The sequence below is a fragment of the Mycobacterium sp. genome (assembly GCF_025933915.1).
Taxonomy (GTDB): Bacteria; Actinomycetota; Actinomycetes; order Mycobacteriales; family Mycobacteriaceae; genus Mycobacterium.
Genome location: NZ_JAICZA010000020.1, coordinates 1 through 26,530 on the forward strand (window position 1 = coordinate 1; position 26,530 = coordinate 26,530).

Consider the following 26,530-nt stretch of genomic DNA (forward strand, 5'->3'; position numbering starts at 1 on the left):
AGCGTGGCGACGATGCAGGCCGCGCAGCGGCGTGAGGAGGAGCCGGGCAATCAGGTTCAGCGTGGCGACGATGCAGGCCGCGCAGCGGCGTGAGGAGGAGCCGGGCAATCAGGTTCAGCGTGGCGACGATGCAGGCCGCGCAGCGGCGTGAGGAGGAGCCGGGCAATCAGGTTCAGCGTGAACGACGTCGGGTTCCTGCGGTCGGAAGCGGGCGCCGCGGCGCTGGCGGCGGTCGCCGATCTCGCGCTGACCGACGCCACCCGGATCGCCGACGTCGCCGCCGCCCGCGCCCAATTCGGTGACAGGGCGGCGGTGCTGGTGGAAACGGTGCTGCTGCGCCGCCGCGCCGTGGAAAAACTGAGCGGGCTGGGCCCGGGGTTCACGGTGTCGGACTGGCTGTTCACCGACGAGGCGCTGCAGCAGGCCACCGCGGCGCCGGTGGCGTTGCACCGGGCCGCGCGGCTGGCCGAGGGCCCGGGCGGCCCGAACGTCGTCGTGCACGACGTGACCTGTTCGATCGGCACCGAGCTGGCCGCGCTGCGCGCCCGCGGGATCACGGCCGTGGGCAGCGACCTCGATCCCGTGCGGCTGGCCATGGCTCGCCACAACGTGGGGCCGGCCGGGCTCTGTCGCGCCGACGCGCTGCATCCGGTCACCCGCGATGCCGTGGTCGTCGCCGATCCGGCGCGCCGTGTTGAGGGCCGCCGGCGCCTGCGCACCGATGACTATCAGCCCGGTCTGGCCGCGTTGCTCGACACCTACCGGGGCCGGGATTTCGCCGTAAAGTGCGCTCCGGGAATCGATTTCGATGAGGTGCGCCGCCTCGGGCTCGACGGAGAAATCGAGGTGACGTCCTATCGGGGTTCGGTGCGGGAAGCATGCCTGTGGTCGGCGGGATTGGCGCAGCCCGGGGTCACCCGGCGGGCGAACGTCCTCGATCGCGGCGAGCAGCTCACCGACGCCGACCCGGATGACTGCCCGGTCCGGCCGGTGGGGCGGTGGATCGTCGACCCCGACGGCGCCGTGGTCCGGGCCGGGCTGGTGCGCCACTACGGCGCGCGGCACGGCCTGTGGCAGCTCGATCCCGACATCGCCTACCTCTCGGGCGATCGGCTACCGGCCGCGGTGCGGGGTTTCGAGGTGCTCGAGCAGCTGGTCTTCGATGAACGACGGCTTCGGCAGGCGTTGTCGGCGCTGGACTGCGCGTCGCTGGAGGTTTTGGTCCGCGGCGTGCGGGTGGACCCCGACGCGCTGCGGAAACGGATGCGGCTGCGGGGCGGTCGACCGCTGTCGGTGGTCATCACCCGCATCGGCGCGCGGTCGTGCGCTCGTGCGATGGCGTTCGTTTGCCGACCCTCCAGATAGCGCCGGGTACGCTGGCGGCGGTTACTTTTCCGGTCACCCCCGCCCCGGTCAGTTTGCGAGGACAATTCCACGATGCGTTATCTGATAGCCGCTGCGCTGCTGGTACCGGCGGCGTTGTTGGGTTGGCCGGCCGCGGCCGCGCCACCGTCGTGCGCCGGCTTGGGCGGCACCGTCGAGGCCGGTCAGATGTGTCGCGTGCACGCCACCGGGACCAACTACATGCTCAACATGACGTTTCCCACCGACTACCCGGACCAGCAAGCGCTGACCGACTACATCACCCAAAACCGGGACGGCTTCGTCAACGTCGCGCAGAGTTCCGGGGGACGCGACCAGCCCTACCAATTAGAGGCCACCACCGACCAGCACAGCGCCGGCCAGCCGCCACACAACACCCGCAGCGTCGTGCTCAAGTTCTTCCAGGACGTCGGGGGTACGCGTTCGTCGATCTGGTACAAGGCGTTCAACTACAACCTCGGAGCCAAGCAGCCCATCACCTTCGACAACCTGTTTCCCCCGGGCACGACTCCGCTGGACGCCATCTTCCCGATCGTCCAGCGCGACCTGGAACGCCAAACCCCCTTGGGCGCCGCGATTTTGCCGTCCACGGGCCATGACCCCTCGCACTATCAGAACTTCGCCATCACCGATGACCAGCTGATCTTCTACTTCGCCCCCGGCGAGCTGCTGCCGGCGTTCGGCGGGCCGGCCCAGGCGCAGGTACCACGCAACGCCATCCCGCCGCTGGCCATCTAAGCGGCGATCGCAAGCGCGGCGTAGCCGGGCGCAGCGGGTCGCCACCATCGGGATAAGGGCTCAGACCGGCCCGGCCCGCAACTCCATCGCCGCCGCCGCGGCCGCCAACGCCACTTGCGCAACACAACCGATGATCGGGACGAAGAAGGCCCTTCTCTTGCGCACCAGCAGATACACGGCGACCACCACGTCGACGACCAAGACGGCGGCCCCGCCCCAGGTGCCCACGTTCATGGCCCGGTCGATCCAGGCGGGATCGCCGCACTTCCGATAGCCGCACGAGTCGGTGCTCATCACGAGCAGGCCCAGTACGACGAAGGTCGCACCGAACAGGCCTCCGTGGATGACCAGCAAGACGAGTGTCGCCACGATGTCGGCCGTGCTGCTGCGGCGGCCCCCCGCCGTGCTGATGGTCGCGGTGTCCTGCGCTGTGGGGTCGTCGATCGGCACTTCAGGAGTATGTCCCGGTCACGCCGGCGCGAAACCGTAGACCTGGCCGTCGCTGGTTGCGGTCACCACCCGGCGGTCGGTGCCGACCGCGAGCCCCAGGGGGTAGCCGGTGGCCGCCGGCAGCGGATAGCTGTTCAGCGTGTGGCCGTCACCCGGATCGAAGACCAGCACCGACATCCCGGGCGCGCCATTGGCCGGCGGCCCGCCGACCACCGTGTAGCCGACGCCGGCGCCGGCCAGGCTCGAGGACGACAGGGGGACGAGGTCGTCGCGGCGCCACACCTGATCGGCGTGGTCACCGGCGTCCTTGAACGCGACCAGCCGGGTGTCGGGCCCACCGCCCGACACGATCAGCCCCTGCGGCGTGATGGCGGGGGGAGTCTGCGCCAGGAATCCCAGCGGCGCCGACCACTTCACCTTCGCGTCCCCGGCGCGCAGTGCCCACAGGCGTTGGTCGCGGCCGTTGACGTAGACGGTCGACCCGTCGGCCGACAGCACCGGGCTGGCGATCACACCGGCGCCGACGGCGTCGCTGGTCCACTCCTTGGTCAGCAGCGGGCTCTGCCCCGGGTGGTACTTCAGCCCCACCAGAACCGCGGCCGGAGCCCCCGGCTGCCAGACGCCGAGCACCGCCATCCCGTCGGCCGCCGAGAAGGCGGGGGCCGCCGCCACCGGGCAGCCCTGGCGGGCCGGTGCGCAATCGGCCAGCCCGCGCATCGCATCGGTGGGATCGACACCGTCCACCAGGTCGAGTGGGCTGCTCACCACCTGGCCGCGATGGGCGTCGAAAACCAGCACCTGCCCCAGGTGCGTGGCGACGAGCAACTCGCCATTCCCCAGGAACCGCGGCGTCGTGGGCATGCCGATCACCGGCTGGCGCCACCGCGTCCACTGGGTTATCGGGTAAGACAGGAACGCTCCGGGCTGGCCGACGTACAGGTTGTCGAAACCGTCGAGCAGGGGACCGCCGAAGCCGCCGCCCTGGAACAGCCGCACGCACCAGCGCTGCCGCCCGTTGTTGTTGTTTTCCCACTCCATCAGCGAGCACCCCGCCGACGTTTGGGCGTTGAGTGCCAGATAGCCGCGCGCACTCAGCGCCGGTCCGGCCCCCAGACTTCCCTTGACCGACCGGGTCCACTGCAACGACAGCTTGGCGGCCCCGCCGGTGGTGGTGTAGCTGCTGTTGGCGGCGTCGGCGTACTGCGCCGGCCACCCTTGCGCGGCCGACGCGTCGACCCACGAGTCGGTGCTGCCACACGCGGTGACCCCGGCCGTGAGCACCGCCGCCAGCAGCACAGATGAGCAACGCCGAAGCCCACGCGGGAGATGTCCGGCCAGCACCTGGTTCCCAAATCCTTCTTCCAACGCGATCCGCCCGGGGTGACCCGGCCGTGCGCCATGAGCGGCGATTGAGTACAGGTGAGGGTAACCCGTGACGATCCGTGCGCATCCGATTGCCCGGCTCCTCAGCCCGCCGTGCCGGCGCGCATCGTCGCCGGCCGGGTTGGATTGCCCGGCTCCTCAGCCCGCCGTGTCGGCGCGCATCGTCGCCGAGTTAGGCTTTCCGGCCATGACGAGCATGTGGGGCGCCCCGGTCCATCGCCGCTGGCGTGGATCGAACCTGCGCGACCCGCGCCAGGCCAAGTTCCTCACGCTGGCCTCGCTGAAATGGGTGCTGCGCAACCGCGCGTACACCCCCTGGTATCTGGTGCGCTACTGGCGGCTGCTGAAGTTCAAGCTGGCCAACCCGCACATCATCACCCGCGGGATGGTGTTTCTCGGCAAGGACGTGGAGATCCACGCCACGCCCGAGCTCGCGCAGCTCGAGATCGGTCGCTGGGTCCACATCGGCGACAAGAACACCATTCGGGCGCACGAGGGCTCGCTGCGCTTCGGCGACAAGGTGGTGCTGGGTCGCGACAACGTCGTCAACGCCTATCTCGACATCGAGCTCGGCGATTCGGTGTTGATGGCCGATTGGTGCTACGTCTGCGATTTCGACCACCGCATGGACGACATCAACTTGCCGATCAAGGACCAGGGCATCGTCAAGTCCCCGGTGCGGATCGGTCCGGACACCTGGGTGGGCGTCAAGGTGTCGGTGCTGCGCGGCACGTCCGTCGGACGCGGCTGCGTGCTGGGATCGCATGCGGTGGTCCGCGGTGTGATTCCCGACTACTCGATCGCGGTCGGGGCGCCGGCCAAGGTGGTCAAGAACCGCCAGCTCGCCTGGGAGAGCTCGTCCGCGCAGCGCGCCGAACTGGCCGCCGCCCTGGCCGACATCGAACGTAAAAAGGCCTCCCGCTAGCTATTTGGTTGCGGACGCTCGTCGACCTTGGCATGGAAATCGACGTCGCCCGCATCGAATTTCGTGACGGTCACCAGCACGCCGCACTCTTCGCCGCGGTCGGTGGGCTGACACCGAAGCGTCGCGCCCACGACGCCTTTCAGCATTACGAGCCCGATATCGCCACTCGTGTCACATCGGTAACCTGTCAGCTCAGATGCTTTGATAACGCCGCAGCGCTTCGGCCCGTTCGGCGGCGTGGTCGACGATGGGCTGCGGGTAACCGTGCGGCCGCTGGCCCTTGCGTAGGTGCGCGTCATCGAGGGAGCGCAGCTCGGGCACCCAACGGCGGATGTAATCGCCTGTGGGGTCGAACTTTTCGCCCTGTGTCATGGGGTTGAACACACGGAAGTACGGTGCGGCATCGGTGCCGCAGCCCGCGCACCACTGCCAACCATGCTGGTTGTTCGCCATGTCCCCGTCCACGAGCTGGTCCAGGAACCATTCGGCGCCCCACTGCCATGGCAGATGAAGGTCCTTGACCAGAAACGACGCGACGATCATCCGCACCCGGTTATGCATGAATCCGGTCTCGCGCAGCTGGCGCATCCCGGCGTCGACGATGGGAAAGCCGGTTTCGCCGGCCTTCCACGCCTCGAAGCGGCGCTGGGCCTCGGCGCCGGAGTCGGTCCGGATTCCGTCGAAATCGCCGTTCCAGTTGCGCCACGCGCTCGCAGGCCAGTGGTGCAGCACATCGGCGTAGAAATCGCGAAAAGCCAACTCCCGCAGGTATGCTTGTGCTCCGCCGCCGCGCAGGTCCAGGTCGGCAACCAGGGTGCGGGGGTGGATGGTGCCGAATTTCAGGTGCGCCGACATCCGGCTGGTGCCTGGGAGATCGGGCCTGTTGCGGTCCTCGCCGTAGCTTCTCAATCCGTTGTCGACGAAGGACTTCCACTGTGTGCGCGCCGCCGCCTCGCCGGCGCCGACATCGAGCGGGACACCGGGATCGGGGATTTCGCAGTGCTCGACCCGCAGGCGCGCCGGATCCAGCCAGCGCGTGGACGTGGCGCTCGATTTCGCCGGTGCCCGCCAGCCGGTTTTGTGCCACTGCCGCAAAAACGGTGTGAACACCTTGTACGGCGAGCCGTCCGGCTTGGTGACGCGTCCGGGCGAGACGAGATACGGCGAACCCGTCGCCACCAGCGGGACCGCGCCCAATGCGGCCCGCACCCGTGCGTCCCGGCGCTTGCCGAACGGTGCGAAGTCTTCGGAGATGTGCACCGACGACGCGCCGATCTCCTTGGCGATGCGGGGGATTTGTGTGTCGGGCTGCCCGCGGACGACGAGCAGCCTGCCGTCCAGGTCGTCGCGTACTCGCCGCAGTGAGTCACCCAGGAACTGCAGCCGGCGCTGTCCCGACGAGCTTTCCAACCGCGGATCGAGCACAAAGCAGGCGAGCACCTCGTCGGACTCGGCCGCGGCGACCAGCGCCGGGTGATCGCGCAACCGCAGATCGCGGCGAAACCACAACAGCGCGGGCATTATTCGACCGCCCTAACGGTTGAGCCGCCAGATGTGGGTGGACAGGACGGTCGCAAAGCCGCACCACAGCGCATAGGGCAGTAACGCCAGCCCGCCCCGCGGGGTGGCCTCGGCGGTGCGTCTGACCAGGTCGGCGCTGCTGGCCGTCAGCGCCGCGGCGCCGACCGCGGCCGCGCCGAGCTTGTGGTGCCGAAAGAAAAGCCAACTCCACCCGGCGTTGAGGAGCAGATTCACCGCCAGCGCCGCGGCGTAGCTACGCGCCTTGTCCTGCCGCCCGGTTGTGCGCAACCGGTCGATGGCCACCGCCGACGTGGCCGCGATGTCCACGTAGAGCGTCGTCCACACGGTGGGAAAGGCGGCGCGGGGCGGCTGGTATGCGGGCTTGCGAAGCCGTGAATACCACCGCGAGGCGGCGTCGGCGCTGGCGACGCTGCCTGCGCCGGCGGCCGCGGCGACGGCCAGGGCGGTTCCGCCCAATATCGACTTGTTCACGGTGTGCTCCGTTCTCGTCGGGCCTGATCCGCTTGTTGCTCAACGGGTTCGGTGTGGGAAGGGCTGTCGGGCCACCAGATCCGGTCGCCGATGAGGGCGAACAATGCCGGGATGACCAGCGTGCGCACCACGAAGGTGTCGAGCAGGATGCCTAGGCCGACGATGATCCCCAACTGGGTCAGGACGATCAACGGCAGCACCCCGAGCACGCAGAACACGGCGGCCAAAACGATTCCCGCGCTAGTGATGACACCGCCGGTCGCCGAGACGGCGCGCACCATCCCATCGCGGGCGCCGCCCCGCGCGGCCTCCTCGCGGGCGCGGGTGACCAGAAAGATGGTGTAGTCCACTCCGAGGGCGGCCAAGAACAGGAACGCGAACAGCGGGGTGGTGTTGTCCAGCGCCGGAAAGCCGAAGACGTGGATACTGGCCCAGCCGCCCATGCCCAGTGCGGCCAGCGCGCCCAGGATCGTTGCGGCCAGCAGGGTCGGTGGCGCAAGGGCGGATCGCAGCAACACGGCGAGGACGACCAGGATGACCGCCAGGATCACCGGGATCAGCAGCACGCGGTCATGCGTGGCCGCATCCCGAATGTCTAGGGCCTGCGCGTCGGCGCCGCCCACCAGCGCGTTGGGGCCGGCGTCCCGTGTCGAATCCCGCAGTGCGGCAACGATGCCGAACGCCTGATTGGATGACGGCGGTGCGTCGATCACCACCGACCACTTCGTCAGCCCCGATGCCGATCGGCCGGACTCGGTCACCGAGGCAACGCCGGGAGTGGCCCCGATTGCCCGCTGTACGGACGAAGCGTGGGCGGTGGGGGCGACGACCAGCGTCGGGTTGGCCAAACCGGCCGGAAAGTGCTCGGCCACAACGTCGTAACCGGTCACCGAATCCGCGTGCACGCGAAACTGCTCGGTCTGCGACAACCCGATCCGGGTTCCCCACAAGCCGGCGCCCAGGGCTCCCAGGACCGCGATCGCGACCACCGCGACCAGCGCGGGGCGGCGCACCACCCGTTCCGCGACCCGATGCCAGGCGCCGGAATCCAGGGTGGCGTCGTCCCCGGCGTGCGGAATGAACGGCCAAAACAACCGCCGGCCGCACGCGGCGAGCAACGGCGGCAGGATCACCAGCACCGAAACCGCGGCGACCACGAGGCCGCACGCCGCCAGCGCGCCCAGGCTGCGCGTGCTCGGGGTGGCGGCGAACAGCAGCGTGAGCAGCGCCAGCACCACGGTGGCGTTGCTGGCGACGATGGCCGGCCCTGCCCTGCGCACGGCGTGACGCAGGGCGGTGCGGTGCCCGGAATGGCGCCGAAGCTCTTGGCGATACCGAGAGATCAACAACAGCGCGTAGTTGGTGCCCGCCCCGAACACCAGCACGCTGGTGATCCCGGACGTGGCGCCGTCAAAGCTCAACCCGGTCAACGACGCCACCGCCGTGCCGACCGCCGCGGCGACCCGATCGGCGAATCCGACGACCAACAACGGGGCCAGCCACAGCACCGGGGACCGGTAGGTGGCGATCAGCAGCAGCGCCACCACCGACGTCGTCACCGCCAGCAGGGTGATGTTGGCGTTGGTGAAGGCGCCGGCAATGTCGGCGCCGAACGCCGGGCCGCCGGTGACGTGAACCCGCAGATCCGCAGGCAGGCCCGCCGCCGCGGCCGTGCGCAGTGCGGTGACCGTGTCGCCGAGGGCGAGCCCCGACAGGTCGGCGCTGATCGGCACGACGCCCAGGACGGCCATTCCGTCCTTCGACGGCAGGATCGGCGCGGCATCGGCATTCGCGCCGGGTGGCGCGGCGGCCAGTGCCCGATCGCGGGCCGCTTGTGCGGCGCCGATGTCGGAAGGGCCGAGCACCGCACCATCGGCGCGGCTGACCACCACGATCAGCGGGGCGCGGTCACCGCCGGGAAACTGTCGGGCGAGCGTGTTCACCTGTGCCGAGTCGGAGTCGTTCGGAAGCGGTTGCGGCGGCTGACCTGCCGCGGCGTTCCCGCCGATGAGCACCACGAAGCCGATGCCCAGCAGCACCGTGACCAGTGCGAGCAGCCACGAGCGCCGACCGGTCACCGCGCTGGCCAAGGGTTCCCACACCACGAACACAAGCCTTTCAGTTTGTTAAACATCAATCAATTGAAATGACGCATCGCCACGTGGTCGCGCCGGCGATGCGCATAGGGGCACTATGGACATTATGTACGCGAGGGCTTACCGGCGATGACCGCCGACCGGGGCGCGATGAAGAACCGTAAACGGCGGCACATCGATGTCTGTCTCGGCGAGCCGGTCGGCTACGACGGTGTCACCACCGGCCTGGACCGCTACCAATTGCCGTATAACGCCCTCACTCAGACGAGCCTGGGTGACATCGACTTGTCCACCACGTTTTTCGGCGTCAACCTGCGGTATCCGATACTCATCGGCGCGATGACCGGAGGCGCCGAGTTGTCCGGGACGATCAACCGGAATTTGGCCGCAGCCGCTCAACAGCTGGGCGTCGGCATGATGCTCGGCTCGCAGCGCATCATGCTGGACGATGCGCTGGGGGAGCGCGCCGCGGACAGCTTCACGGTTCGCGATGCCGCGCCAGATGTCTTGCTGTTCGGCAACATCGGTCTGTCTCAACTGGCGAAGACGGCCGTACCGGACCTGGCGAAGGCCCTCGACCGGGTGGGTGCGGATGCGCTGGCCGTGCATACCAATCCGCTACAGGAAGCGATGCAACACGACGGCGACACCGACTTCTCCGGTTCGCTGGTCCGGCTGCGAGAGGCGGCCGACGCCATCGGCTATCCGGTGTTGCTCAAAGAGGTCGGCCACGGGATCGGTCGCGCTGCTGCCGCGGAGCTACTTGGGGCCGATGGTAAACCTCCGGTTGCCGGAATCGACGTGGCGGGTGCCGGCGGCACGTCGTGGTCGCGGGTCGAACAGTTCGTGCGCTACGGCGAATTGCGTTATCCGGACCTGGCCGACTGGGGAATCCCCACCGCGCGTGCGGTCGTGGAGGTGCGCGAGGTGCTACCCCAGATCCCGTTGGTGGCTTCCGGTGGCATTCGCACCGGGATGGATGCGGCCAAGGCGATCGCACTGGGCGCCGATGTCGTGGCGGTGGCCCGGCCGCTGCTGCCGCCCGCGATCGAATCGACCGCCGCCGTGGTGGATTGGCTGCAGCCGTTCATCGACGAGCTTCGGGTCTGTTTGCACGGCTGTGGCGCCGCAAGCCTTGCAGGTCTGCGCGACGTCGACCTCGTCCCCGTGCCGTAGTTTCGCGCGACGTGGCCGTCATCTCGGCTGACGGCTCGCCGTTCCCGCACTGCGTCGGCTTTTTGCCGCGGTGCGTTTACTCTCGGTGGCCGAAATCGTCTTGGGAGTTGTTGCGGTGAGCCGGGATTCGAACGTGGCCATCGCCTCGATCATCGCCACGAAGACTCGGTGGGCCGCCGTCAAGTCGCGGTCGGGCAGGTCGGTCAGGGCGGTGCGCAGCTCTGCGCCAAGGGGTGTGAAAAACGAACGAGCCAGCGCCATCCCCGGTTTCTCATAGCGAAGCAGCGTCTTGCGGCGATCCTGCGGATCGGGTTCGCGCCGGACGTGGCCCGCCTCGATCATGCGGTCCACCAGATAGGTGATCGCGGCCGGTGAAACGTCCATACGCCGACGCAATTGAGCCGGGGTCAACGGCGTCCCGGCGGTCTCGGCGACCATGATGTGCAGGAGGGCGTGAAAGTCGGTGCCGCTGACGTCGTTTTGGCGAGCGAAGTGGCGGCCGATGCGGTCGGATTGCGCGGTGATCGCGCGCATGTCGGCCGACATCAACTTCTCGAGTTCGGCTCGATCCATTCGCCGATCAGCGGCGGCGCGCTTGGTCACTACCCGCATCCTTCTTGCCAGATACGCCGACCAGCGTTTCCGGTCCGGTCGGCGGCCATCAGCCTACGGCACCCTCGTTAAGGGGCTGTCATTACCGCGGCGGTTTGAACGGGCGCGTCCCGGGTATCAGATGCGCGATGACTGTGATCGAAACATCGCAACGTCTGCGCCGTGCGGAGCGCAAAGTGCTGCGCCTGCAACGATGGTTGTGGCTTGCCCAGCTGGCCCTGTGGCCCACGGTGATCGTGTCGTCGGTCCTGCTTGCGGGGTTGCTGTGGGCGGTGTGGAAGCGGTCGGCCGACCGCAAGGAAGGGCCGGAATCAGAGATGAACGCTGCGCCTCGCTATCCGGCACCGCGGCGTACCTGATAGCGGCGCTCGGCGTAGGCGAGGTCGTCGCGCCAGAGCCTGCTGGACGCGACGCGCATGAGCGGTGTGATCAGCGGCGCCAGCCGAGAGGCCCGCTTGAACCCGGGCCGCCCCGAATGCGCGATGGTGGCCTCCAGGACGGCGGTGCGGGGACGGCCATCGAGGCCTAAACCGATTGGGGTGGCATGGGTTTCGACGACGCTGCCCGACCCCTCGCCATCCACGATGCGCATGACGATCGTGCGGGCCTCCGGGCAACTGAACTCCGCGACGACGGGCACCCCCAGCCGTCCCATCCGGAAGGTCACCGCCACCAAGAAGCGATCGGCGTGCTCGGTCGGCGTGGTGAGCACCTCGAGGCGGGTGAACGAATACGGGTGAAACCATGCGCCGTGCCACGGATCGAGCCGGTTGGCAATGATGTCGATCGGCTCGCAGACGCCATCCATGCGAGCGACGGCGGCCAGCGTGTCGCCGGTCGGGCGGTCCGGAATGACCGGAAGCTCCAGTGGCGCCTCCCGTCCGACCGCATCGAGCCGCACCCAGACCAGGGTGCCGTCGTCGTGACCGGGTAGTGGGCTCCAACCGAATTCACGGGCGCGCCCGTCCAGGGTCAGCCCGTGCCACCGGCACACCAGCGCGCCCCGGTGTACCTTGCCGGTGGCGAGGTCGGCCCCCAGATGCGGGCAGCTGCGTGGTCCCACGCACAGCCGGTGCTGCTCGTCGCGCCAGGCGACGACCTCGACGCCGGCGACACGCGCGCCGAACGGCCGGCCGCCGACCAGCTGGCGGCTGGCGGCGAACGCATACCAGTTGCCGGTGGGTCTGTGCTGGGAGCGTCGCAGCGCGGCCTCGATGATGGCGGGTTGTGCGTCACGATAGGTCGGGCGCTGATCGGCCCACAACACGCGCGGGATCACCTGCAGGGGCCAGTCTTTGGACCGTGCCCGCAGGTTTTGCAGCTGGCCGCGGACATTCATCGGCGGGTGGCTCTCTCGCGGGTGGCAAGCCATCGCAGCAGTGGTGAGCGGCCCTGGGTGGGCACCGTGGACAACGGGTGTCCGGCCAGTCCCCAGCGTTGCAGCAGTTGGTTGGCGGCGCGCCAGCCAGTGGTGGCGGCGCGCTCCATCAGCGCCACCGGCAGGTCGATCCGGATGGCGTCGCCGGCCAACACCAGGCCCGGCGTCGGGGTGATCACCGCGGGGCGGTCCGGATAAGTGCCCGGCGCGAAAAGCGGGCAGTCGCTGCGGTGCAGCAGCCGCTCGTGAACGATCTGTGCTGCCGCTGTTTCCGGGTACACCGTGTGCAGCTGGCGCAGCGCGGCGGCGCGTGACGGCGCCGAATCTAGCGCGTAGGAATGCAATTCGACCACGGAACCGTGCTGCGCGCGCGCCCACGTGCTGGCCTCGCATTCGTAGCGTTCCAACACGCTGATGTTGTCCAATGGCTTGTGCCCGGCCGTGCCCAGAAACGCCGGCCGTCGCGCCGAGACGGGACGGTCGAGCCAGAGCCGGTGCACGGCGAACGGCGGCGCGGTGCGCAGCCGCGAGATCTGGGCTCGCCAGTCATCGGTGCCCAGGCAACTCGATGCGGCAACGATCCGCTGCAAACCCGCGACGTCGGTGGCCAGCACGACGGCATCGACGTCGAGCTGCCCGTCGGAATTGGTGTGCACGCGAAAGCCGCTCGCTGGGTCCGCGTCGATGCTCAGGGCGCTGGTGCCGAGCCGAAACCGCACCGCGTGCCCTTCGAGGTAACCGCACAAGGGCTGCCACAACGCGCTGTCGTAATTCGCGCGCGGGACGTCGAAGATCAGGCCTTCGGCCGATCCCAGAAAGTAGATGTGGAACATCGTCGCCAACTCCGCCGCGGACAGCCTGGACGGATCGGCGAAGAAGCTGCGGGAGAACACCTCGAACGCCAGATGCCGTGCGGCCTCGGGGAATCGGATGTCCTCGAGGAACGCCGCAGCGTCGGTGTGGTCGAGGCGCTCGTAGGTGCCGGGCACCGACACCGCGGCCAGTGGCGCGGCGGCGCGGGCGTTGATGCGGATGAAATCGCGAAGCCGAAACGTCGGACTGCGGGCCGCGAAGACGACGGCGTTCCACGGCGGGGTGCGCGGTAGTCCGCGGAAGCTGTCGCGCCGTCCCGCGCCGTCGATGAGCGGGTAATCCTCGACGGCAGTGAGCATCCGCAATCGCGGATCAATCCGTCTCAGCAGGGCGCGCAGGTTGTAATACTGCCGGAAGAACGCGTGGAAGCCGCGGTTCATCGCGAGGTCGACGCCGTCGTCGTGCTCGGTCCAGCCGCCGACCCGACCGCCGAGGTAGTGCTCGCGTTCGATGACGTCGACGGCCACGCCGCGCTCAGCCAGTCCGGTGGCGGCTGTCAGGCCCGCGATCCCGCCGCCGATGACGGCGACCCGGGGGCGCGACGGTAGCGCAGCGGCGTCAGACAATCCCGTTGGTGCGGGCAATGTTCGGCGGCGACGATCGGTGGGCGCGGTCATGACGGCGCATCCGCCAGGAAGGTGTGCACGATGTTGGCTTCCCAGCCGGGCATGGTCTCGCTGTGCACGGCGGTGAAGCCGGCGTCGGCGAGGCGGGTCCGGAACCGCGCGGCGCCGTCGAACCCCAGCACGCTGCGCCACAGGTAGCGATACAGCGCGGTGTCGCGGGTGCGCCACCACCCGGACGGGATGATGATGCCCCAACAGACCGCGTGCCAGATGCGGGTGGCGGCGCGGGAGTCGCGCACCGAATACTCGTGCACCGCCAGGGTGCCGCCCGGGCGCAACAGCATGCGGAACCTGCGCAGTTGGTCGTCGCGGTCGGCGAGGTTGCGGATCAGGTAGGCGGCCAGGATGCCGTCGAACGGCCCGGTGATCCCATGCTCCGCCAGCTGTTCGACGGGAGTGTGGACGAAGCGCACCTTCGCGGGCCAGTCCTTCGCGCGCGCCGCATCGAGCATCCCGCCCGACGCGTCCACGGCGACGATGTCGGCTTCGGGCGCGACGGCGAGCAGGGCCGCCGTCGACGCGCCCGTTCCGCACCCGGCATCGAGCAACCGTAAGCCCTTGCCGCGGGCCGGAATCCGCATCCGGCGCGCCGACAACAGCAGCTGCTGGTGGTAGCCTGGGCTGGCACCGACCAGCCGATCGTAGGCCGCGGCGCCCGCGTCGAACGCGGCTGCCAGGTCGACGGGGGCGGGCCCCGCATCACCGACGCGCACGTTGCCGTTCCCAAAGCAGCAGCACCGCGGTGACCAACGCGAAGCCGAACAGAAAATCTTCGACCGGAATGTCGAACGGAAAGCGCAGCCCGCTCAGCTGCCGATCGTCGTAGATGACGATGGGCGAGCTGAGCTTCGTCAGCCATCCGTCCACCGGGATCTGAAATCCCAGCACGATCAGCATCGACAGCCAGTAGCCCGGCCGGCGGAAGAGCCCGGTTCGCAGCACCGCAACTTCCAGTGCGCAGACGATCAAGACCGCCAGTGCGGCCGGTACGGTGTAGCCAAGGCCGGTCATCGCCGGTGCACCTTTGCCAGGATGGCGCTCACGGCGTTGTAGGTCAGCAGCGCGCATGCCGGAATGACGAGAAAGAACAGCACCTCCTCGATCGGGACCCGAAACGGGATGCTCAGGCCGCTGAGGTATGCGCCATCGTAGGTCCACACGTGTGCGGCGATGGCGATCTCATCCCAAACCAGGAACACCGCGGCGACCGGAAGTACCGCCTTGAGGAAGCGTCGCCATTGTCGGTAGACGCCGGGTCCCCACGTCTCCAGTGGCGCGGTGATCAGCAGGCATGCGGCCAGCACCCCAAGGTATTGCCACCGATCGCTCATGCGGCCCCCGAGTTGACATCGTCCCGCTCGCCATTTCGCGCCCGCCACGACCGTATCAGTCCCGCACCGGCGACTCGAAGCCGTCGAGCCTTGCCCACGGTGGCCCGGCGGTCGAAAACGGCGAACTCGCTTTTTTCGATGCAGTCCAGGATCTCTGCGTATAGGGCGGCCGCCGTTGCCACGCACGGCCGTGAGCGAGGCGCGAGGGTGGCGATTCCCGCCGCGGCGAATCGATAAGTCTGACGGGCAATTTCGTGCTGGGCAGCCAGGGCGCGGCGCACCCGGGGGTCGGTACGGCGGTGCGTGTGACACCACGCCAACAGCTCTCGATCGACCCCGTCGGCGGCGAGTTCGTCGGCCGGCAGGTAGACCCGGCCGCGCACCAAATCCTCGTCGACATCGCGCAGGAAGTTGGTGAGCTGGAAGGCCCGGCCCAGCGCCGCGGCGTAGGGCGCGGCCTCCTCGACCGGCGTCACGGTCCCCAGGATCGGGAGTACTTGCAGCCCAATCGCTTCCGCGGAGCCCCGCATGTAGAGGTTGAGCGCTTTGCGGTCGGGATAGTCGGTGACCGTGAGGTCCATTCGCATCGACGTCAGGAAGTCCTCGAAGAGACCGGCGCTGATCTGGTAGCGCCGCACGGTGTGGGTCACCGCCGCCACCAGCGGATCGTCGAGGTGAGCGCCGTCGGAGAGGAAGCGCTCGGACAGTTGTTGCAGCCGTCGGCCACGACTGGAAATGTCTGTCTGCTGATCGAGGTCGTCGAGGATGTCGTCGGCGTAGCGGGCGAAGCCGTACAGCGCGTGCACGGGCGGCCGTTGGTCGGGCGCGAGCAGCCGGGTGGCCAAGAAGAAGGTGCGTCCATGGGCGGCATTGAGTTCCCGGCACTGGCGATATCCCTCGCGCAGCCGTGGATCGTCGATTCCGGCCGCGGCCAATTCGCTGCGCATCATGGCGAACCGGCTTTCATGTCGAGGTGGGCGGTTGAGCACCTGGCGGCGCCGGTGATGCGGTCCGCGGCGAGGCGCCCGGAAATCAGGGTCGTCGGCACGCCGACGCCGGGCACCGTCGAGGACCCGGCGAGCACCGCGTTGTCGATGCCGCGGACCATGTTGGCCGGGCGGAACGGGCCGGTCTGGCCGAAGGTGTGGGCCAGGGCGAACGGGCTGCCGGCCGCCATACCCTGACGACCCCAGTCGGCGGGGGTGACGACGTCGAGAATCGTTGCGTCTTGCCCCAATCCGGGCAGCAGCCGGTCCGCGACGTGTGCGATGAGGGTGTCGGCGTAGGCGGCGCCGGCCCGTGACCAATCGATGGAGCCACGTTCCAGGTTCGGCGCCGGGGCCAGGACATAGAGCAGATCGCGTCCCTCGGGAGCCAGCGCTGGGTCGCCGGCCGTCGGGCGGGTCACCAGTAGCGACGGATCGGCCATGACTCGGCCGTCGCGGATGATGTCGGTGAAGGTCTGATCCCATGCCTCGCCGAACAGGATCGTGTGGTGGGCGGTGTCGGGAGCAACCGCGGGACAACCCAGGTGAACCACCACCGCCGACGGTGAGGCTCGCAGCCGCACGGCGCGACGCGGTGTGCGGCCCAGCAGCACGTAGGTCTGGGGCAGTTCGGTGGTCAGCACCACCGCATCGCACGAGATGCGCCCGGTCTGTTCGGTGAGTACGGCCCTGACCCGACCGCCGGATTGTTCGAGCGCGGTCACGGTTGCGCCGTAACAGAATCGGACACCGGCATCGGCGGCCGCTGCGGCCAGCGCGTCCGGCAGCGCGCGCACGCCGCCCCGCGGAAACACCACACCCGAGATGGTGTCCATGTAGGCGATGACCGCGTAGACCGCCAGGGCGTCACGCGGCGCCACCCCGGCATACAGCGACTGAAAGGTGAAGATCCGCTGCAGCCGCGGATCGCTGATGTGCCGCTTGACCATGCGGTCCCATTTGCGGAAGCCGCCGATCGCCGTCAGCTGCGCCAGCTGCGGCGTGAGCAACGAGAGCGGGGAATCGAAATTGGCGCCGATGAACCCGTCGAATTCGGTGCGGTACAACCTCGTCAGCCACTCCCGTAGCCGCCGGTAGCCCGCCGCCTGCCCGGAGCCGGCGAACTCGGCGATCGCGTCGGCCATCCGCTCTGCATCGCTGTGCACATCGAGCGCGCAGCCGTCGGCGAACACGGCGCGGTAGGCGGGATCGACCGTCAGCAGCTCCAGCCGGTCGGACCGGGTCTCGCCGACGGCCGCGAACGTCTCGTCGATGATGTCCGGCATGGTGAGCACCGTTGGCCCGGTGTCGATCCGGTACCCGTCGACGTCGAGGCGGCCGGCGCGCCCGCCCGGCCACGGTTCACGCTCGACCACCGTGACCGTGCGCCCCCGACCGGCCAGGTGTAGCGCCGCGGACAGGCCGGCCAGCCCGGCGCCGATCACCACGACGTGGTCGGTGCGTCCTTCGATGGTCCGCATGGTCAGCGTGCTCCCGAATCGGTGTTACTCATACGGCGCGATCCGTACAGGCCGCGGCCATTCCGGCCAGCGCGATGCGAACGGGTTCCTCGATCGTCGAGTCGCCGAGGTGGGCACGCGCGGAAGCGACGCGGTCGCTGATCATCTGTTCGATCAGCCCCACGGCTCCGGTCTCGATGATCAGCGTTTTCCACCTGTCGATCGCGTCGTCCCCGAGGGCTTCACGATTCGCCAGCTCGGTGAGTTCACGGCGGGTCGACGGGTCGGCCAGCTGGTGGGCGGTCACCACGACGCTGGTTGCCTTGCGCTCGAGCAGATCTCCCGCGCCGGGCTTTCCCGTCACCGCGGGGGATCCGAAGACGCCGAGCACGTCGTCGCGGAGCTGGAACGCCTCGCCGACGGCGCGGCCGTAGCTTCCCAGTTGGGACAGCGTGCGAGGGTCGCAGCCGGCCATGGCCGCCCCGATCTCCAGCGGCCGGCGCACCGTGTAGTTGCCCGATTTACGCCGTGCCACGTCGAGCACGAATTCCAGCCCGGGCGCCTGCCGCGCGTCGTTGGTCAGGTCGGCGAACTGTCCCACGGCGAGCTCGGTGCGCATCGCGTCATAGCGCGGCCAGGCCCGCTGCAGCCGTCGGTGGTCGATTCCGCTGTCGCGCAGCATCTGCTCGGCCCAGATCAGGCACAGATCTCCGAGCAGGATCGCGGCCGACTCGCCGAATCGCCGTGAGGGGCCGGGTAATCCGCGCTCCCGGTGCCACTGCCCGAATTGCCGATGCGCCGACGAGCGGCCGCGCCGCACGTCGGAGCCGTCCATGACGTCGTCTTGCAGCAGCGCGAAGGCGTGCACCAACTCAAAACTCGCCGCGGCCCGCAACGCTGCGGGGTCAGGCGGCGCACCGCACAGCCAGCCCAGGTACGTGAACGTCGACCGCAGGCATTTACCGCCGGAGACGAAGTCGGCCAGGATGTCGCCTACCGCTTCGATACCCGCCCCGTCCAGTTCGGCGGCGCGTCGCTCGGCGACGAAGTCGGCGACCTCGACCAAAACCATCCTCCGGACGTTCGACCGCCACTCGCCGAAGTCGTCGGTGCCCGAACAGCCCATGGCCGGCGGCGGTGACGCGGCAGCGGGCGAAATTGACAAAGCTTCCATGTTGCCCAAGCGCTCCCTCCCGGACGGCCTGGAATGCCCGGGCCCGCGACCCCGGCACACGCTGTCATACCCGCCGAGGAGGCGGGCAAACCACAGCGCGAGCCGCCAGGCCCCGCCCAGCGCCGCCCGGTGCGACATACCACATTGTTCAATAAGTTAAACATTCATTTTCTGAAGCTCAACCCCCGCAGGCCGCAGCGGCGACCGCCGCCCTTGCCGCGCCAACACCCGCGGTGGAATCGAGCGACGGGCCGGAACGCCAACTCGTGCAGTCGTTAAGGAGGCCGGATCACGAAGCGGCGCTGCGGCTGACCTGGCTTCGCGGCTGTCGAAGCCGAGGCAGGTCGGAGAGGAACCTTGGCCGCGCTCGAAGGATGTCGTCTATGCCTTGACAGGCTTCCGGTATCGAGTCGGTGGTCGCCAACCTGTTGTGGTGCACGATGCGCAGCAGCGGCCGGAGCGCCGTGCCGGTGACCACGCTGCAGTGCACGCGGGCTTTGCGGAGCTCGTCGTTGACGAACAGCAGCGCCCGAAAGCCCTCGACGCTGATGAAGCGCAGCCGGCTCAAATCGACGACAATTGGGGTCTTGAGCAGGGCGAAGCTGCGGATGGCTTCGGCGAGGTCTTTTGCATTCGAGGCATCGATCTCGCCGTCGATGCGCACCACCGTGGCGAGGCAGCGCGCATAGACGAACACGTGTGCCCTGCCGAATTGGGCCATGGGGCGACAGCGTGCGGGGTCATGGTGGCCCGCCGAATTCGCGGAGTGAGGAGGGGCCATTGCGGCGCCTGTCGGTGGTGGTGAGAGGGGAGTGACCAGTGTTTGCACACCGCTCCCGCTAGAGACGCAGCTGTGAACTCAACCTGACAGCAGCCTAGCGCCGACGCCAGCGCTGAGTCGCAGAGTTTCGTTTTTTGGCCGGTGGGCAGCGGCGGCCCGGCCGCTGGTGAATCCAGTGATGAAAGCGCGTTTGGCCGCGCGGCCGGCGGGTATACCCGGGCCACGTATCAAACGCGACGAATCCCTTGACGGACGCGAGGGGTGGTGCGGCCCAATGGAAAAGCTCGCCCGCCGCTGGTGCCGGTTAGCGGTCGCACCCGCTGCCACGATGATTCTGATCGGCACGCCGGGATGGGCCGGCGCCGACCCAGGAGTGACGGTGTTTCCGGGAATGGAGATTCGCCAGGGCAACACGGTGTGCATGCTCGGAATGGTCGAGCCGCGGCTCCGGGTCGCCCTGACCAGCGGCCAATGCGACGGTGGGCAGCCGACGGTGACCGACCGCGACCGCAAGCCGATCGGCGACGTGGTACTCGGCCGACGGCAGGTCGACACGGATTCGCCCGCGGACACCTCGATGCCGCCGGCGGAATACGAAGTCATCGCTCTCGCAGGTAATGTCACGGCCTCGGATGTGTTGCCCACGGGCCGCCGGCTGCGATCCACGCCCGGGCTGCGCGCGCAGCCGGGCCTGCCCGTGTGTCAGCTGCGCCGCTCGACCGGGCAACGCTGCGGCTCCGTCGGCATGGTCACCAACGGCCGTTTCGCCATCGCCGACATGGTGGTGGACGGTCGTGACTTCGGGGGCCCGGTTTACGCCCTGACCGACGACAACAAGGCCGTCATCGTGGGGCTCTACGAGGGAATGTTCAGGTCCTCGCCCCAGTTCGAATCGTGGCAGGCGGTCATGGCGCAGGTCTACATCGACAGCCACTCCACCGGCGCGCAGCAACAGTTGCCTGCTCTACGCATGATCAACTGGCACAACGGCGCTCGCGCCTTTGCGGTGCCGTAACTTTCCTGCCGCCCGCAGCAGGCAGTGATGCCCGGCGTGTTTCCGCCGACGCAGAACGGGAACTCGCCGCCGGTGAGCGTTTTAGATCTTGTGGCGATGCCGTTCCAGTGGGGCTCCGCGATCCGGGGCAAGCGAATCTTTCATCCCATCGGCGTGCTGGCGGAAGGATTCATCGAACGCGTCGCCCCCGTGGGCCAGGGCTTGCCGATGCCTTCGTCGGACATCGTTGCCCGAGTGTCCAAGGCCAGCGGCACGCCCGGGCCGCTGCCCGACTTCATCGGCCTGGCTTTCCGGCTACCCCCTCCGGATCCCGCGGACACGCCCTGGGACATATTGCTGGTCTCGTCGGGATCCGGGGTGCTGTCCCGTGCGGTGACGCTGCGGCCGACCGCGTCGTGGAGCGGTCAGACCCTGACCACGCTGATGCCGTCGCACTTCCAGGGCAACAATTGGTGGCTTCGAGCCCGAACTCCGGACGACATCGGCGGCACCGGCTTGTCGCTGGACAGCATCCGCGAGCGCCTCGAGCGCGGGAAGATCGAGATCGCACTCGACCAGGCTTGCGGCAGCGGTGATTTCACGCCATTAGCCCACTTGACGCTGACGACCGCGGTCGATCCGGAACGACATCAAGACGTGTCGTTTGATCCGGTGGTCAACACCGCACCCGGCTTGAGCCTGCGCCCGCGGTGGCTCGCCGATCTACGCGCCCGCGCATATAGGCAGAGCCGTGACGGCAGAAAAGCCGATGAGTAGCCCACCGCATCGTCAGCCGGTGCGCCCCAACAGGTGACGCAGCGCCCGATCCAGATCGGGTTGACGAAACCGGTGCCCGGCCGCGACGAGCTTGCGGGGAGCCACTCGCTGACTCGCGCACACCAGTTCGCGGGCGCCTTGCCCGCCCAGCAACAGACGTGGGCCCAGGGACGGCACCGGCAACATCGCCGGCCGGCGCAGCACCGCGGCCAAGGCCGACGTGTACTCGCTGTTGCGGACCGGGTGCGGCGCAACGGCATTCACGGGACCCGACAGCGTCGTGTCCCACAGCGCACGGTGATACACGTCGAGGAGATCGTCGATACCGATCCAGGACAGCCATTGTCGCCCGTTGCCCAGCCGACCCCCCAGTCCGGCGCTGAACAGCGGGCGCAGCAGCTTCAGCGTGCCGCCGCGCGGCGATTGGACGATGCCGGTGCGCACCAGCACCACGCGTAGCCCCGCCTGCCGGGCGGGCGTGGTCGCCTCCTCCCACTCCGCCACCACGTCGGCCAGAAATCCATCACCGCGATCGCTGTCCTCGGCGAGCGTCTCATCGCCACGGTCGTAGCCGTAATAGCCGATCGCCGACGCCGAAATCAGGACGGCCGGCCGCGGGTCGCTACGGCCGAGCAGTTCAGCGAGCCGCCGAGTGGGCTCAATCCTGCTGTCCCGGACGGCATTCCGATGCTTGGCGGTGAACCGGCCGGCGATGGAGGCGCCCGCCAAATGGATGACCGCGTCTATTCCCGCGAACAACTGCGGGTTGGGATCGTCTGGGTTCCACCGTCGTTCATCGTCACCGCGTGCGCTGCGCCGGACCAGCTGGATGACGCGATGCCCGCCGGTGCGCAGAAAGGCGGTCAGTGCCGAACCGACCAGCCCTGACGACCCTGTGACGGCGATGGTCAGTGGCTTCAGGCCGTTCTGGGCGGCCAGCAGGTGCGCGGCTAGATCATCGGCCAGCTGACGGTGCCGGTAGTCGAACATGGGGCGCAACAGCGACCCGGGCACCCCGGTGTCGACTCGGTCGATCACCCGGGTGCGGTTGTCGCCGATGTCTTCGAACTCGTGGGTGTGGCGCCAGCGCACCGCTATTCGCGCCGGCAGTGTGGCCAGGCCTTCGCCACCGATGGTGTCGACGAACTGGCGCGGTGGGTCGTAGCCGTCCGGCTGATGGACGGCGACCCAGCGCAAACCGCCGGGCAGCGCCAGCGTGGCCCGCCCGTCCTCGAGGGAGGAAGCCTCGGCGACCAGCCGCATCGGTTGCCACGGCGGCGAGAGCCGATGAAACGCACCCGGCCTGGCATGCCAATCGAAAACGGCCGTGATCGGCGCGTGCACCACGCTCGAATAGTCCAGGCCCATGCCTCGACGTTAGGGACGTCGCTAGCGGTCTGGCAAGGCGTGTTCGACGATGGGGAGCCGCGCCTGCGGCTGCCGCTCGCCGCGTTTGGCCGACAGGTACACCTGCGCGGTCTTGTCGGCCACCGTATGCCAGTCGAAGTCCGAGGTGAGTCGCTCGCGGGCGGCGTGGGCGCGTTGTTGCGCCGCGTGCGGATCGTCGAGCACGGCGCGTATCGCCGAGGCCAGCCGGGCCACGTCGCGGGGCGGGCACGACACGCCGGTCTGACCGTTGATCACCGCCTCGCCCAGACCGCCGATGTTCGAGGTCACCAGGGGAGTGCCGGCCGCGGCCGCCTCCAGGGCCACGATGCCGAACGGCTCGTAGTGACTGGGCAACACCGCGGCGTCGGCGCGATGCAGGACGGCCAACAGCTCCGCGTGTTCCAGGTGTCCTACGAATCGGATTGCCTTGAGCACCCGGTGTTTACGGGCTTGTTCGATGAGCCAGCCCTGCTGGGTGCCCTCGCCGGCGATGGTCAGTGTGGTACCGGGGTGGGTGCGTCTGATCCGCGGGAGCGCGGCGATGACGTCGTGAACGCCCTTCTCGTACTCCAGGCGTCCCAGGTAGAGCAGTTCGGCCGGCCCGTTGTGTGGACGCCGCGCCGCGAACGGCCACCGCGCCGTCTCGATGCCGTTGCGGATCACGGTGATCTCGGCCAGCCCGGGTCCGAACAGTTCGGCGATCTCGTCGGTCATTGACCCCGAACAGGTGATCAACGAATCGGATTCACGCACCAACCACGACTCGACCGCGTGCACCTGACGGCTGAGCGCACCGCTGACCCAACCGGAGTGCCGGCCGGCTTCGGTGGCGTGGATTGTGGAAACCATTGGTACGTCATAAAATTGGGCTAGCGCGATCGCCGGGTGGGCCACCAGCCAGTCGTGGGCGTGCACGACGTCGGGACGCCACGTGTGGTTGCTGCCCGGTTTCTTGAGGGACAGCCCGGCGCGGATCATGGAGTGCCCCATCGCGAGCGTCCAGGCCATCATGTCGGTGCCGAAGGTGAACTCGTGCGGATCCTGCGCGGCCGCGATCACCCGAACGCCCTCGCTGATCTGGTCGGACGACGGATGGCTCCGGGGATCGGTTCCGGTGGGACGCCGCGACAGCACGACGACGTCGTGGCCGGCGGCCGCCAGCGCGGTCGACAGGTGATGCACGTGCCGGCCGAGCCCGCCGATGACGACCGGAGGGTATTCCCACGACACCATCAGGATCTTCACGTCGCGGTCCGCTCGAGCTGTGGCGAGCGTGCGCAAAATGCCGCTTGCCACGGCGTGTCGCTGTACAAACACGCACACTCGCGGGGGAAGGTCCGCCTCATCGAGGCAGCCTGCGCGCATCGAGGGCGCCGAAGAGTCCGTCGGCTCGGTTCCACCCGTCGGCCAGCCGCTGCGCGGTGTCGCGGCGCCCGGACGCCAGGGCCCCCGCGATCTCGCGAGTGGCGTGCGCGTGCAGGTGTGCGCGATACCGGGCGTAGTCGGCGGCCGAGTCCTTGCTCACCATGAACGGCCAGTCGCTCGAGACCGTGAGCAACGTTTCACGCAGGATCTGATCGGCGACGCGGTCGCGGGGGATCGCCCCGTCCAGCGTGGCGGTTTGCGACAGCGCCTTGTCGACGGTGCTCAGCGCCGTGTCGACCACTTCGTTGTTGAGCTGGACCAGATCGGCGACCTGGTCGCCCGCCCACACCTGCCAGTCCTTGCCCGAGCCCCACGAGCTCGGCGGCAGGGCCACCGGGTCACCGACGAAGCCGTCGGCGATCGCATCGTGCAGCGTGCCCACCCGCACGCCGGCCTCGGGCAGGGCGCGCAGCACCCGCTCCAACCACGTCGGGCCTTCGTACCACCAGTGACCGAACAGCTCGGTGTCGAAGGCCGCGACCACATGAGCGGGCCGCCCGATGCGCGCGGATTCCGACAGCAGGCGGTTGCGGACCATGTCGACGAAGTCGGCGACGTGGATGTCGACCGCGTGGTCGGCGCGCTCGGGATCGTAGGGCGCCTTGCCCTCCGAGGACACATTGCGGCCCGTGACCCTGGCCGGCTTGAGCCCGGTGAGATGGTCATAGGTGTGGAAATCGCGATAGGCGGCATGGCCGGGGTAGCCGGACTTCGGTGACCACACCCGGTAGCTGACCTGCAGGTCGCGCCCGAAAGCCACCACGTCGGTGTCGCCGACGGGCCGGCCCAGCGCGGTGTCGCCGTGCAGCGACGGGCCGTCGACCATGAAATGCGTGACTCCCGCGGCGGAGTAGTCATGTTCGAGGCCTGGCGCGTAAGCGCATTCGGGTGCCCAGATCCCGGCGCTTTGCCCGTTTCGCGTCCCCAGGCGGTGCCGCGCGTCGGCCAGGCCCTCGCGCAGGGCGAACTCGCGCAGCCGGGGCGCGAGGAGCGGTTGGAACGGATGGGCCAGCGGTCCGCCGAGCAGCTCGACCGTGCCGGCGTCGAGCAGGCCGCGCAGCATCGGGCTGCCGCCGTGCCGCCACAGGGTGGCGAAGTCTTCAAGGGCCCTGTGCGCCTCCGCTTCCTCACGAACCCCCAAGGCGCGCAAGGCTTCCGGCGTACATGACTGATAGCCGGCCGATTTCGATCGGGAAACCGACCGCACACTGGCCGCCGCAGAGGCTTCCGTCGCGCGCAGCCGCCAGTTCGCCAGCCAATGATGCATGCCGTCAAGGCAATACGGGTCGTCGAGCTGCGCGTTCACCACCGGCGTGACGCCGAGCGTGATCAGCGACCGGCGATTTTCGCCTGCCAACGTGTTCAGCACTCGCATCAGCGGCAGGTAGGCCGCCGCCCAGGATTGGTAGAGCCATTCCTCACCGACCGGCCAGCGGCCATGGTGGGCAAGCCAGGGGAGGTGGGTGTGCAAAACCAGGGTGAAGAGGCCGGGAACCCGGTCTTGCCTCGAGTTCACGGTGCTACCGCGATTGCGATCAGATCGAGACTGTCGTCGATGTGCTGGCCGGTGGCCGCGCCGGTGCCGCTCTCTATCAGGTCGAAGTCATCGGTGGTGACGGCGGCGACGTCCGCCGCCAGGTCGGGCGGCCACGGCGCCCCGGGGTCAGCGGCCATGGCGCGCGCGATCTGCGCGTCGATGATCGAGCCGCCGTGCCGGGCGTCCATCTCCCGCAGCCGCGGACCGTGGAACAAGCCGCTGATCGAGACGTCGGAGAAACCCCCGCCGACGAGCAGCTCGGCCAGCTCGCCGGCGTTGAGTTCGCGGGTGTGGAACGGGTTGACCGGGGTGTCGCGGCCGGGTGAGAACGTGATCCGGTTGGGTGTGGACATCATCAGCAGACCCGACGGCCGCAGCACCCGCGCGCACTCGACGACGAATTGTGTTTGGTCCCACAGATGCTCGATCACCTGGAAGTTGACCACAATATCCACCGACGAATCGGGCAGCGGCAGCTGCGCGAGGTTCGCCTGCATGACGTTCACCCGCGGGTAGCGGGCACGGACGTGGGCCACGGCGGACTCGTCGTAGTCCACGGCGATGACGCGGTGGGCGACGTCGGCGATCAGATCGGCGCCGTATCCCTCGCCGCATCCCGCCTCGAGCACGTCGGCGCCCACGCAGCGCTCGGCAAGCCGCTGGTAAACGACCTCGTGGCGGCGAAACCAGTAGTTTTCGATGTCCAAACCCGGGATGGTGCGCTCGCCGGTCAGCGTCAACACCGTGTCACCCGCCGACGCGGTATCGCCGGGGGTGCGTGGGGGAACGTCAGGGACCAGTGCGCTCATCGCATAGGCAGGCTAACGCGAAGTGTCGGATTCGCGAACCACGAAGGTGGGTGGCCCCGCGTGCGCAGGGCGAGGCGCGCCGCAAGAACCTGCCGCCCGGCGACGACCCCGCCCGCGCAGCGGGAGGGGGAGGAGCGGGCAATATGGCCTGGGCGACCCGCTATGGTGTGAAGGCATACCGCACAAAGTTACCGGGTAGTAACACGGCTGTGCG

27 protein-coding genes are annotated in these 26,530 nt (G+C 68.8%); 7 read left to right on the forward strand and 20 right to left on the reverse strand.

Going from position 1 to position 26,530, the window contains the following annotated elements; all coding sequences use genetic code 11:
• Positions 1-165: 165 nt before the first annotated feature.
• Together Q0W90_RS05100 and Q0W90_RS05105 are read left to right on the forward strand one after the other, a co-directional pair.
• Entirely contained in the window at positions 166-1,365 is a 1,200-nt protein-coding gene (locus Q0W90_RS05100) for a class I SAM-dependent methyltransferase (protein ID WP_297773498.1), read from the forward strand.
• A 72-nt stretch (positions 1,366-1,437) separates the two neighbouring features.
• Positions 1,438-2,121, forward strand: coding sequence for an esterase (locus tag Q0W90_RS05105; RefSeq protein ID WP_297593479.1), 684 nt, complete (start codon positions 1,438-1,440; stop codon positions 2,119-2,121).
• 60 nt (positions 2,122-2,181) lie between these two features.
• On the opposite strand, the gene Q0W90_RS05110 is transcribed toward Q0W90_RS05105, so the two are convergent.
• On the reverse strand, positions 2,182-2,571 hold the full coding sequence (locus Q0W90_RS05110; RefSeq protein WP_297773474.1) for a DUF6264 family protein: 390 nt from the start codon (positions 2,569-2,571) through the stop codon (positions 2,182-2,184).
• An 18-nt stretch (positions 2,572-2,589) separates the two neighbouring features.
• Positions 2,590-3,867, reverse strand: a complete 1,278-nt coding sequence (locus tag Q0W90_RS05115) for a PQQ-binding-like beta-propeller repeat protein (RefSeq protein WP_297698159.1) — start codon at positions 3,865-3,867, stop codon at positions 2,590-2,592.
• A gap of 274 nt (positions 3,868-4,141) precedes the next feature.
• On the opposite strand from Q0W90_RS05115, the gene Q0W90_RS05120 reads away from it, so the two are divergent.
• Positions 4,142-4,879, forward strand: a complete 738-nt coding sequence (locus tag Q0W90_RS05120; protein WP_297593481.1) for an acetyltransferase — start codon at positions 4,142-4,144, stop codon at positions 4,877-4,879.
• Here Q0W90_RS05120 and Q0W90_RS05125 read toward each other — a convergent pair.
• From Q0W90_RS05125 to Q0W90_RS05140, 4 genes are read right to left on the reverse strand one after another with little or no spacing between them, the layout of a single operon-like run.
• Positions 4,876-5,025 carry a hypothetical protein gene (locus Q0W90_RS05125; RefSeq protein ID WP_297593483.1) on the reverse strand — a complete coding sequence of 50 codons (150 nt, stop codon included), beginning with the start codon at positions 5,023-5,025 and terminating at the stop codon, positions 4,876-4,878. The genes Q0W90_RS05120 and Q0W90_RS05125 overlap by 4 nt on opposite strands.
• A gap of 46 nt (positions 5,026-5,071) precedes the next feature.
• Positions 5,072-6,400 (reverse strand): deoxyribodipyrimidine photo-lyase, encoded by a 1,329-nt coding sequence (locus Q0W90_RS05130; protein ID WP_297593485.1) that lies wholly within the window; start codon positions 6,398-6,400, stop codon positions 5,072-5,074.
• Positions 6,401-6,412: 12 nt separating this feature from the next.
• On the reverse strand, positions 6,413-6,892 hold the full coding sequence (locus Q0W90_RS05135) for a TspO/MBR family protein (protein WP_297593487.1): 480 nt from the start codon (positions 6,890-6,892) through the stop codon (positions 6,413-6,415).
• Positions 6,889-8,997 (reverse strand): MMPL family transporter, encoded by a 2,109-nt coding sequence (locus Q0W90_RS05140; RefSeq protein WP_297698132.1) that lies wholly within the window; start codon positions 8,995-8,997, stop codon positions 6,889-6,891. Before Q0W90_RS05140 ends, Q0W90_RS05135 begins: the two co-directional genes overlap by 4 nt.
• A gap of 120 nt (positions 8,998-9,117) precedes the next feature.
• On the opposite strand from Q0W90_RS05140, the gene fni reads away from it, so the two are divergent.
• Entirely contained in the window at positions 9,118-10,164 is a 1,047-nt protein-coding gene (gene fni, locus Q0W90_RS05145) for a type 2 isopentenyl-diphosphate Delta-isomerase (protein ID WP_297593491.1), read from the forward strand.
• Between the two features lie 18 nt (positions 10,165-10,182).
• On the opposite strand, the gene Q0W90_RS05150 is transcribed toward fni, so the two are convergent.
• Positions 10,183-10,767: a MarR family transcriptional regulator gene (locus tag Q0W90_RS05150; protein ID WP_297593493.1), complete on the reverse strand. Its 585-nt coding sequence runs from the start codon at positions 10,765-10,767 to the stop codon at positions 10,183-10,185.
• A 137-nt stretch (positions 10,768-10,904) separates the two neighbouring features.
• Between Q0W90_RS05150 and Q0W90_RS05155 the strand changes: the two genes are divergently transcribed.
• Positions 10,905-11,135: a hypothetical protein gene (locus tag Q0W90_RS05155; RefSeq protein ID WP_297593495.1), complete on the forward strand. Its 231-nt coding sequence runs from the start codon at positions 10,905-10,907 to the stop codon at positions 11,133-11,135.
• Here the strand turns inward: Q0W90_RS05155 and Q0W90_RS05160 are convergent.
• The 9 genes from Q0W90_RS05160 to Q0W90_RS05200 form a co-directional block, all read right to left on the reverse strand.
• Positions 11,111-12,115: a DUF5914 domain-containing protein gene (locus tag Q0W90_RS05160; RefSeq protein WP_297593497.1), complete on the reverse strand. Its 1,005-nt coding sequence runs from the start codon at positions 12,113-12,115 to the stop codon at positions 11,111-11,113. The genes Q0W90_RS05155 and Q0W90_RS05160 overlap by 25 nt on opposite strands.
• The gene (locus Q0W90_RS05165; protein WP_297773478.1) at positions 12,112-13,644 is read right to left on the reverse strand and encodes an FAD-dependent oxidoreductase; all 1,533 of its coding nucleotides are present in this window, start codon (positions 13,642-13,644) and stop codon (positions 12,112-12,114) included. Before Q0W90_RS05165 ends, Q0W90_RS05160 begins: the two co-directional genes overlap by 4 nt.
• The gene (locus Q0W90_RS05170) at positions 13,641-14,366 is read right to left on the reverse strand and encodes a class I SAM-dependent methyltransferase (RefSeq protein WP_297773481.1); all 726 of its coding nucleotides are present in this window, start codon (positions 14,364-14,366) and stop codon (positions 13,641-13,643) included. The genes Q0W90_RS05165 and Q0W90_RS05170 overlap by 4 nt, the downstream gene beginning before the upstream one ends.
• Positions 14,353-14,664, reverse strand: a complete 312-nt coding sequence (locus Q0W90_RS05175) for a lycopene cyclase domain-containing protein (protein ID WP_297593503.1) — start codon at positions 14,662-14,664, stop codon at positions 14,353-14,355. The genes Q0W90_RS05170 and Q0W90_RS05175 overlap by 14 nt, the downstream gene beginning before the upstream one ends.
• Positions 14,661-14,984, reverse strand: a complete 324-nt coding sequence (locus Q0W90_RS05180; protein ID WP_297593505.1) for a lycopene cyclase domain-containing protein — start codon at positions 14,982-14,984, stop codon at positions 14,661-14,663. The genes Q0W90_RS05175 and Q0W90_RS05180 overlap by 4 nt, the downstream gene beginning before the upstream one ends.
• Complete coding sequence (locus Q0W90_RS05185; protein ID WP_297593507.1) at positions 14,981-15,934, reverse strand: phytoene/squalene synthase family protein; 954 nt, start codon at positions 15,932-15,934, stop codon at positions 14,981-14,983. Before Q0W90_RS05185 ends, Q0W90_RS05180 begins: the two co-directional genes overlap by 4 nt.
• Positions 15,931-17,451 (reverse strand): phytoene desaturase family protein, encoded by a 1,521-nt coding sequence (gene crtI / locus Q0W90_RS05190; protein WP_297698125.1) that lies wholly within the window; start codon positions 17,449-17,451, stop codon positions 15,931-15,933. The genes Q0W90_RS05185 and crtI overlap by 4 nt, the downstream gene beginning before the upstream one ends.
• A 28-nt stretch (positions 17,452-17,479) precedes the next feature.
• Positions 17,480-18,604, reverse strand: a complete 1,125-nt coding sequence (locus Q0W90_RS05195) for a polyprenyl synthetase family protein (RefSeq protein ID WP_297593510.1) — start codon at positions 18,602-18,604, stop codon at positions 17,480-17,482.
• Positions 18,605-18,893: 289 nt separating this feature from the next.
• Complete coding sequence (locus Q0W90_RS05200; RefSeq protein ID WP_297773485.1) at positions 18,894-19,325, reverse strand: STAS domain-containing protein; 432 nt, start codon at positions 19,323-19,325, stop codon at positions 18,894-18,896.
• Between the two features lie 334 nt (positions 19,326-19,659).
• On the opposite strand from Q0W90_RS05200, the gene Q0W90_RS05205 reads away from it, so the two are divergent.
• On the forward strand, positions 19,660-20,400 hold the full coding sequence (locus tag Q0W90_RS05205; RefSeq protein ID WP_297700868.1) for a hypothetical protein: 741 nt from the start codon (positions 19,660-19,662) through the stop codon (positions 20,398-20,400).
• Positions 20,401-20,472: 72 nt separating this feature from the next.
• Positions 20,473-21,156, forward strand: a complete 684-nt coding sequence (locus Q0W90_RS05210; RefSeq protein WP_297593516.1) for a phosphodiesterase — start codon at positions 20,473-20,475, stop codon at positions 21,154-21,156.
• Between the two features lie 12 nt (positions 21,157-21,168).
• Here the strand turns inward: Q0W90_RS05210 and Q0W90_RS05215 are convergent, their stop codons facing one another.
• The 4 genes from Q0W90_RS05215 to Q0W90_RS05230 all read right to left on the reverse strand — a co-directional run bounded on the left by Q0W90_RS05215 (position 21,169) and on the right by Q0W90_RS05230 (position 26,316).
• Entirely contained in the window at positions 21,169-22,524 is a 1,356-nt protein-coding gene (locus Q0W90_RS05215) for a TIGR01777 family oxidoreductase (protein WP_297593518.1), read from the reverse strand.
• A 21-nt stretch (positions 22,525-22,545) separates the two neighbouring features.
• A complete protein-coding gene (locus tag Q0W90_RS05220) occupies positions 22,546-23,790 on the reverse strand; it encodes a glycosyltransferase family 4 protein (RefSeq protein WP_297700872.1) in 1,245 nt (414 codons plus the stop codon).
• A 97-nt stretch (positions 23,791-23,887) separates the two neighbouring features.
• The gene (locus Q0W90_RS05225) at positions 23,888-25,486 is read right to left on the reverse strand and encodes a glycoside hydrolase family 57 protein (protein WP_297700870.1); all 1,599 of its coding nucleotides are present in this window, start codon (positions 25,484-25,486) and stop codon (positions 23,888-23,890) included.
• Positions 25,483-26,316, reverse strand: coding sequence for a bifunctional 2-polyprenyl-6-hydroxyphenol methylase/3-demethylubiquinol 3-O-methyltransferase UbiG (locus Q0W90_RS05230; RefSeq protein ID WP_297593524.1), 834 nt, complete (start codon positions 26,314-26,316; stop codon positions 25,483-25,485). Before Q0W90_RS05230 ends, Q0W90_RS05225 begins: the two co-directional genes overlap by 4 nt.
• Between the last annotated feature and the right edge of the window lie 214 nt (positions 26,317-26,530).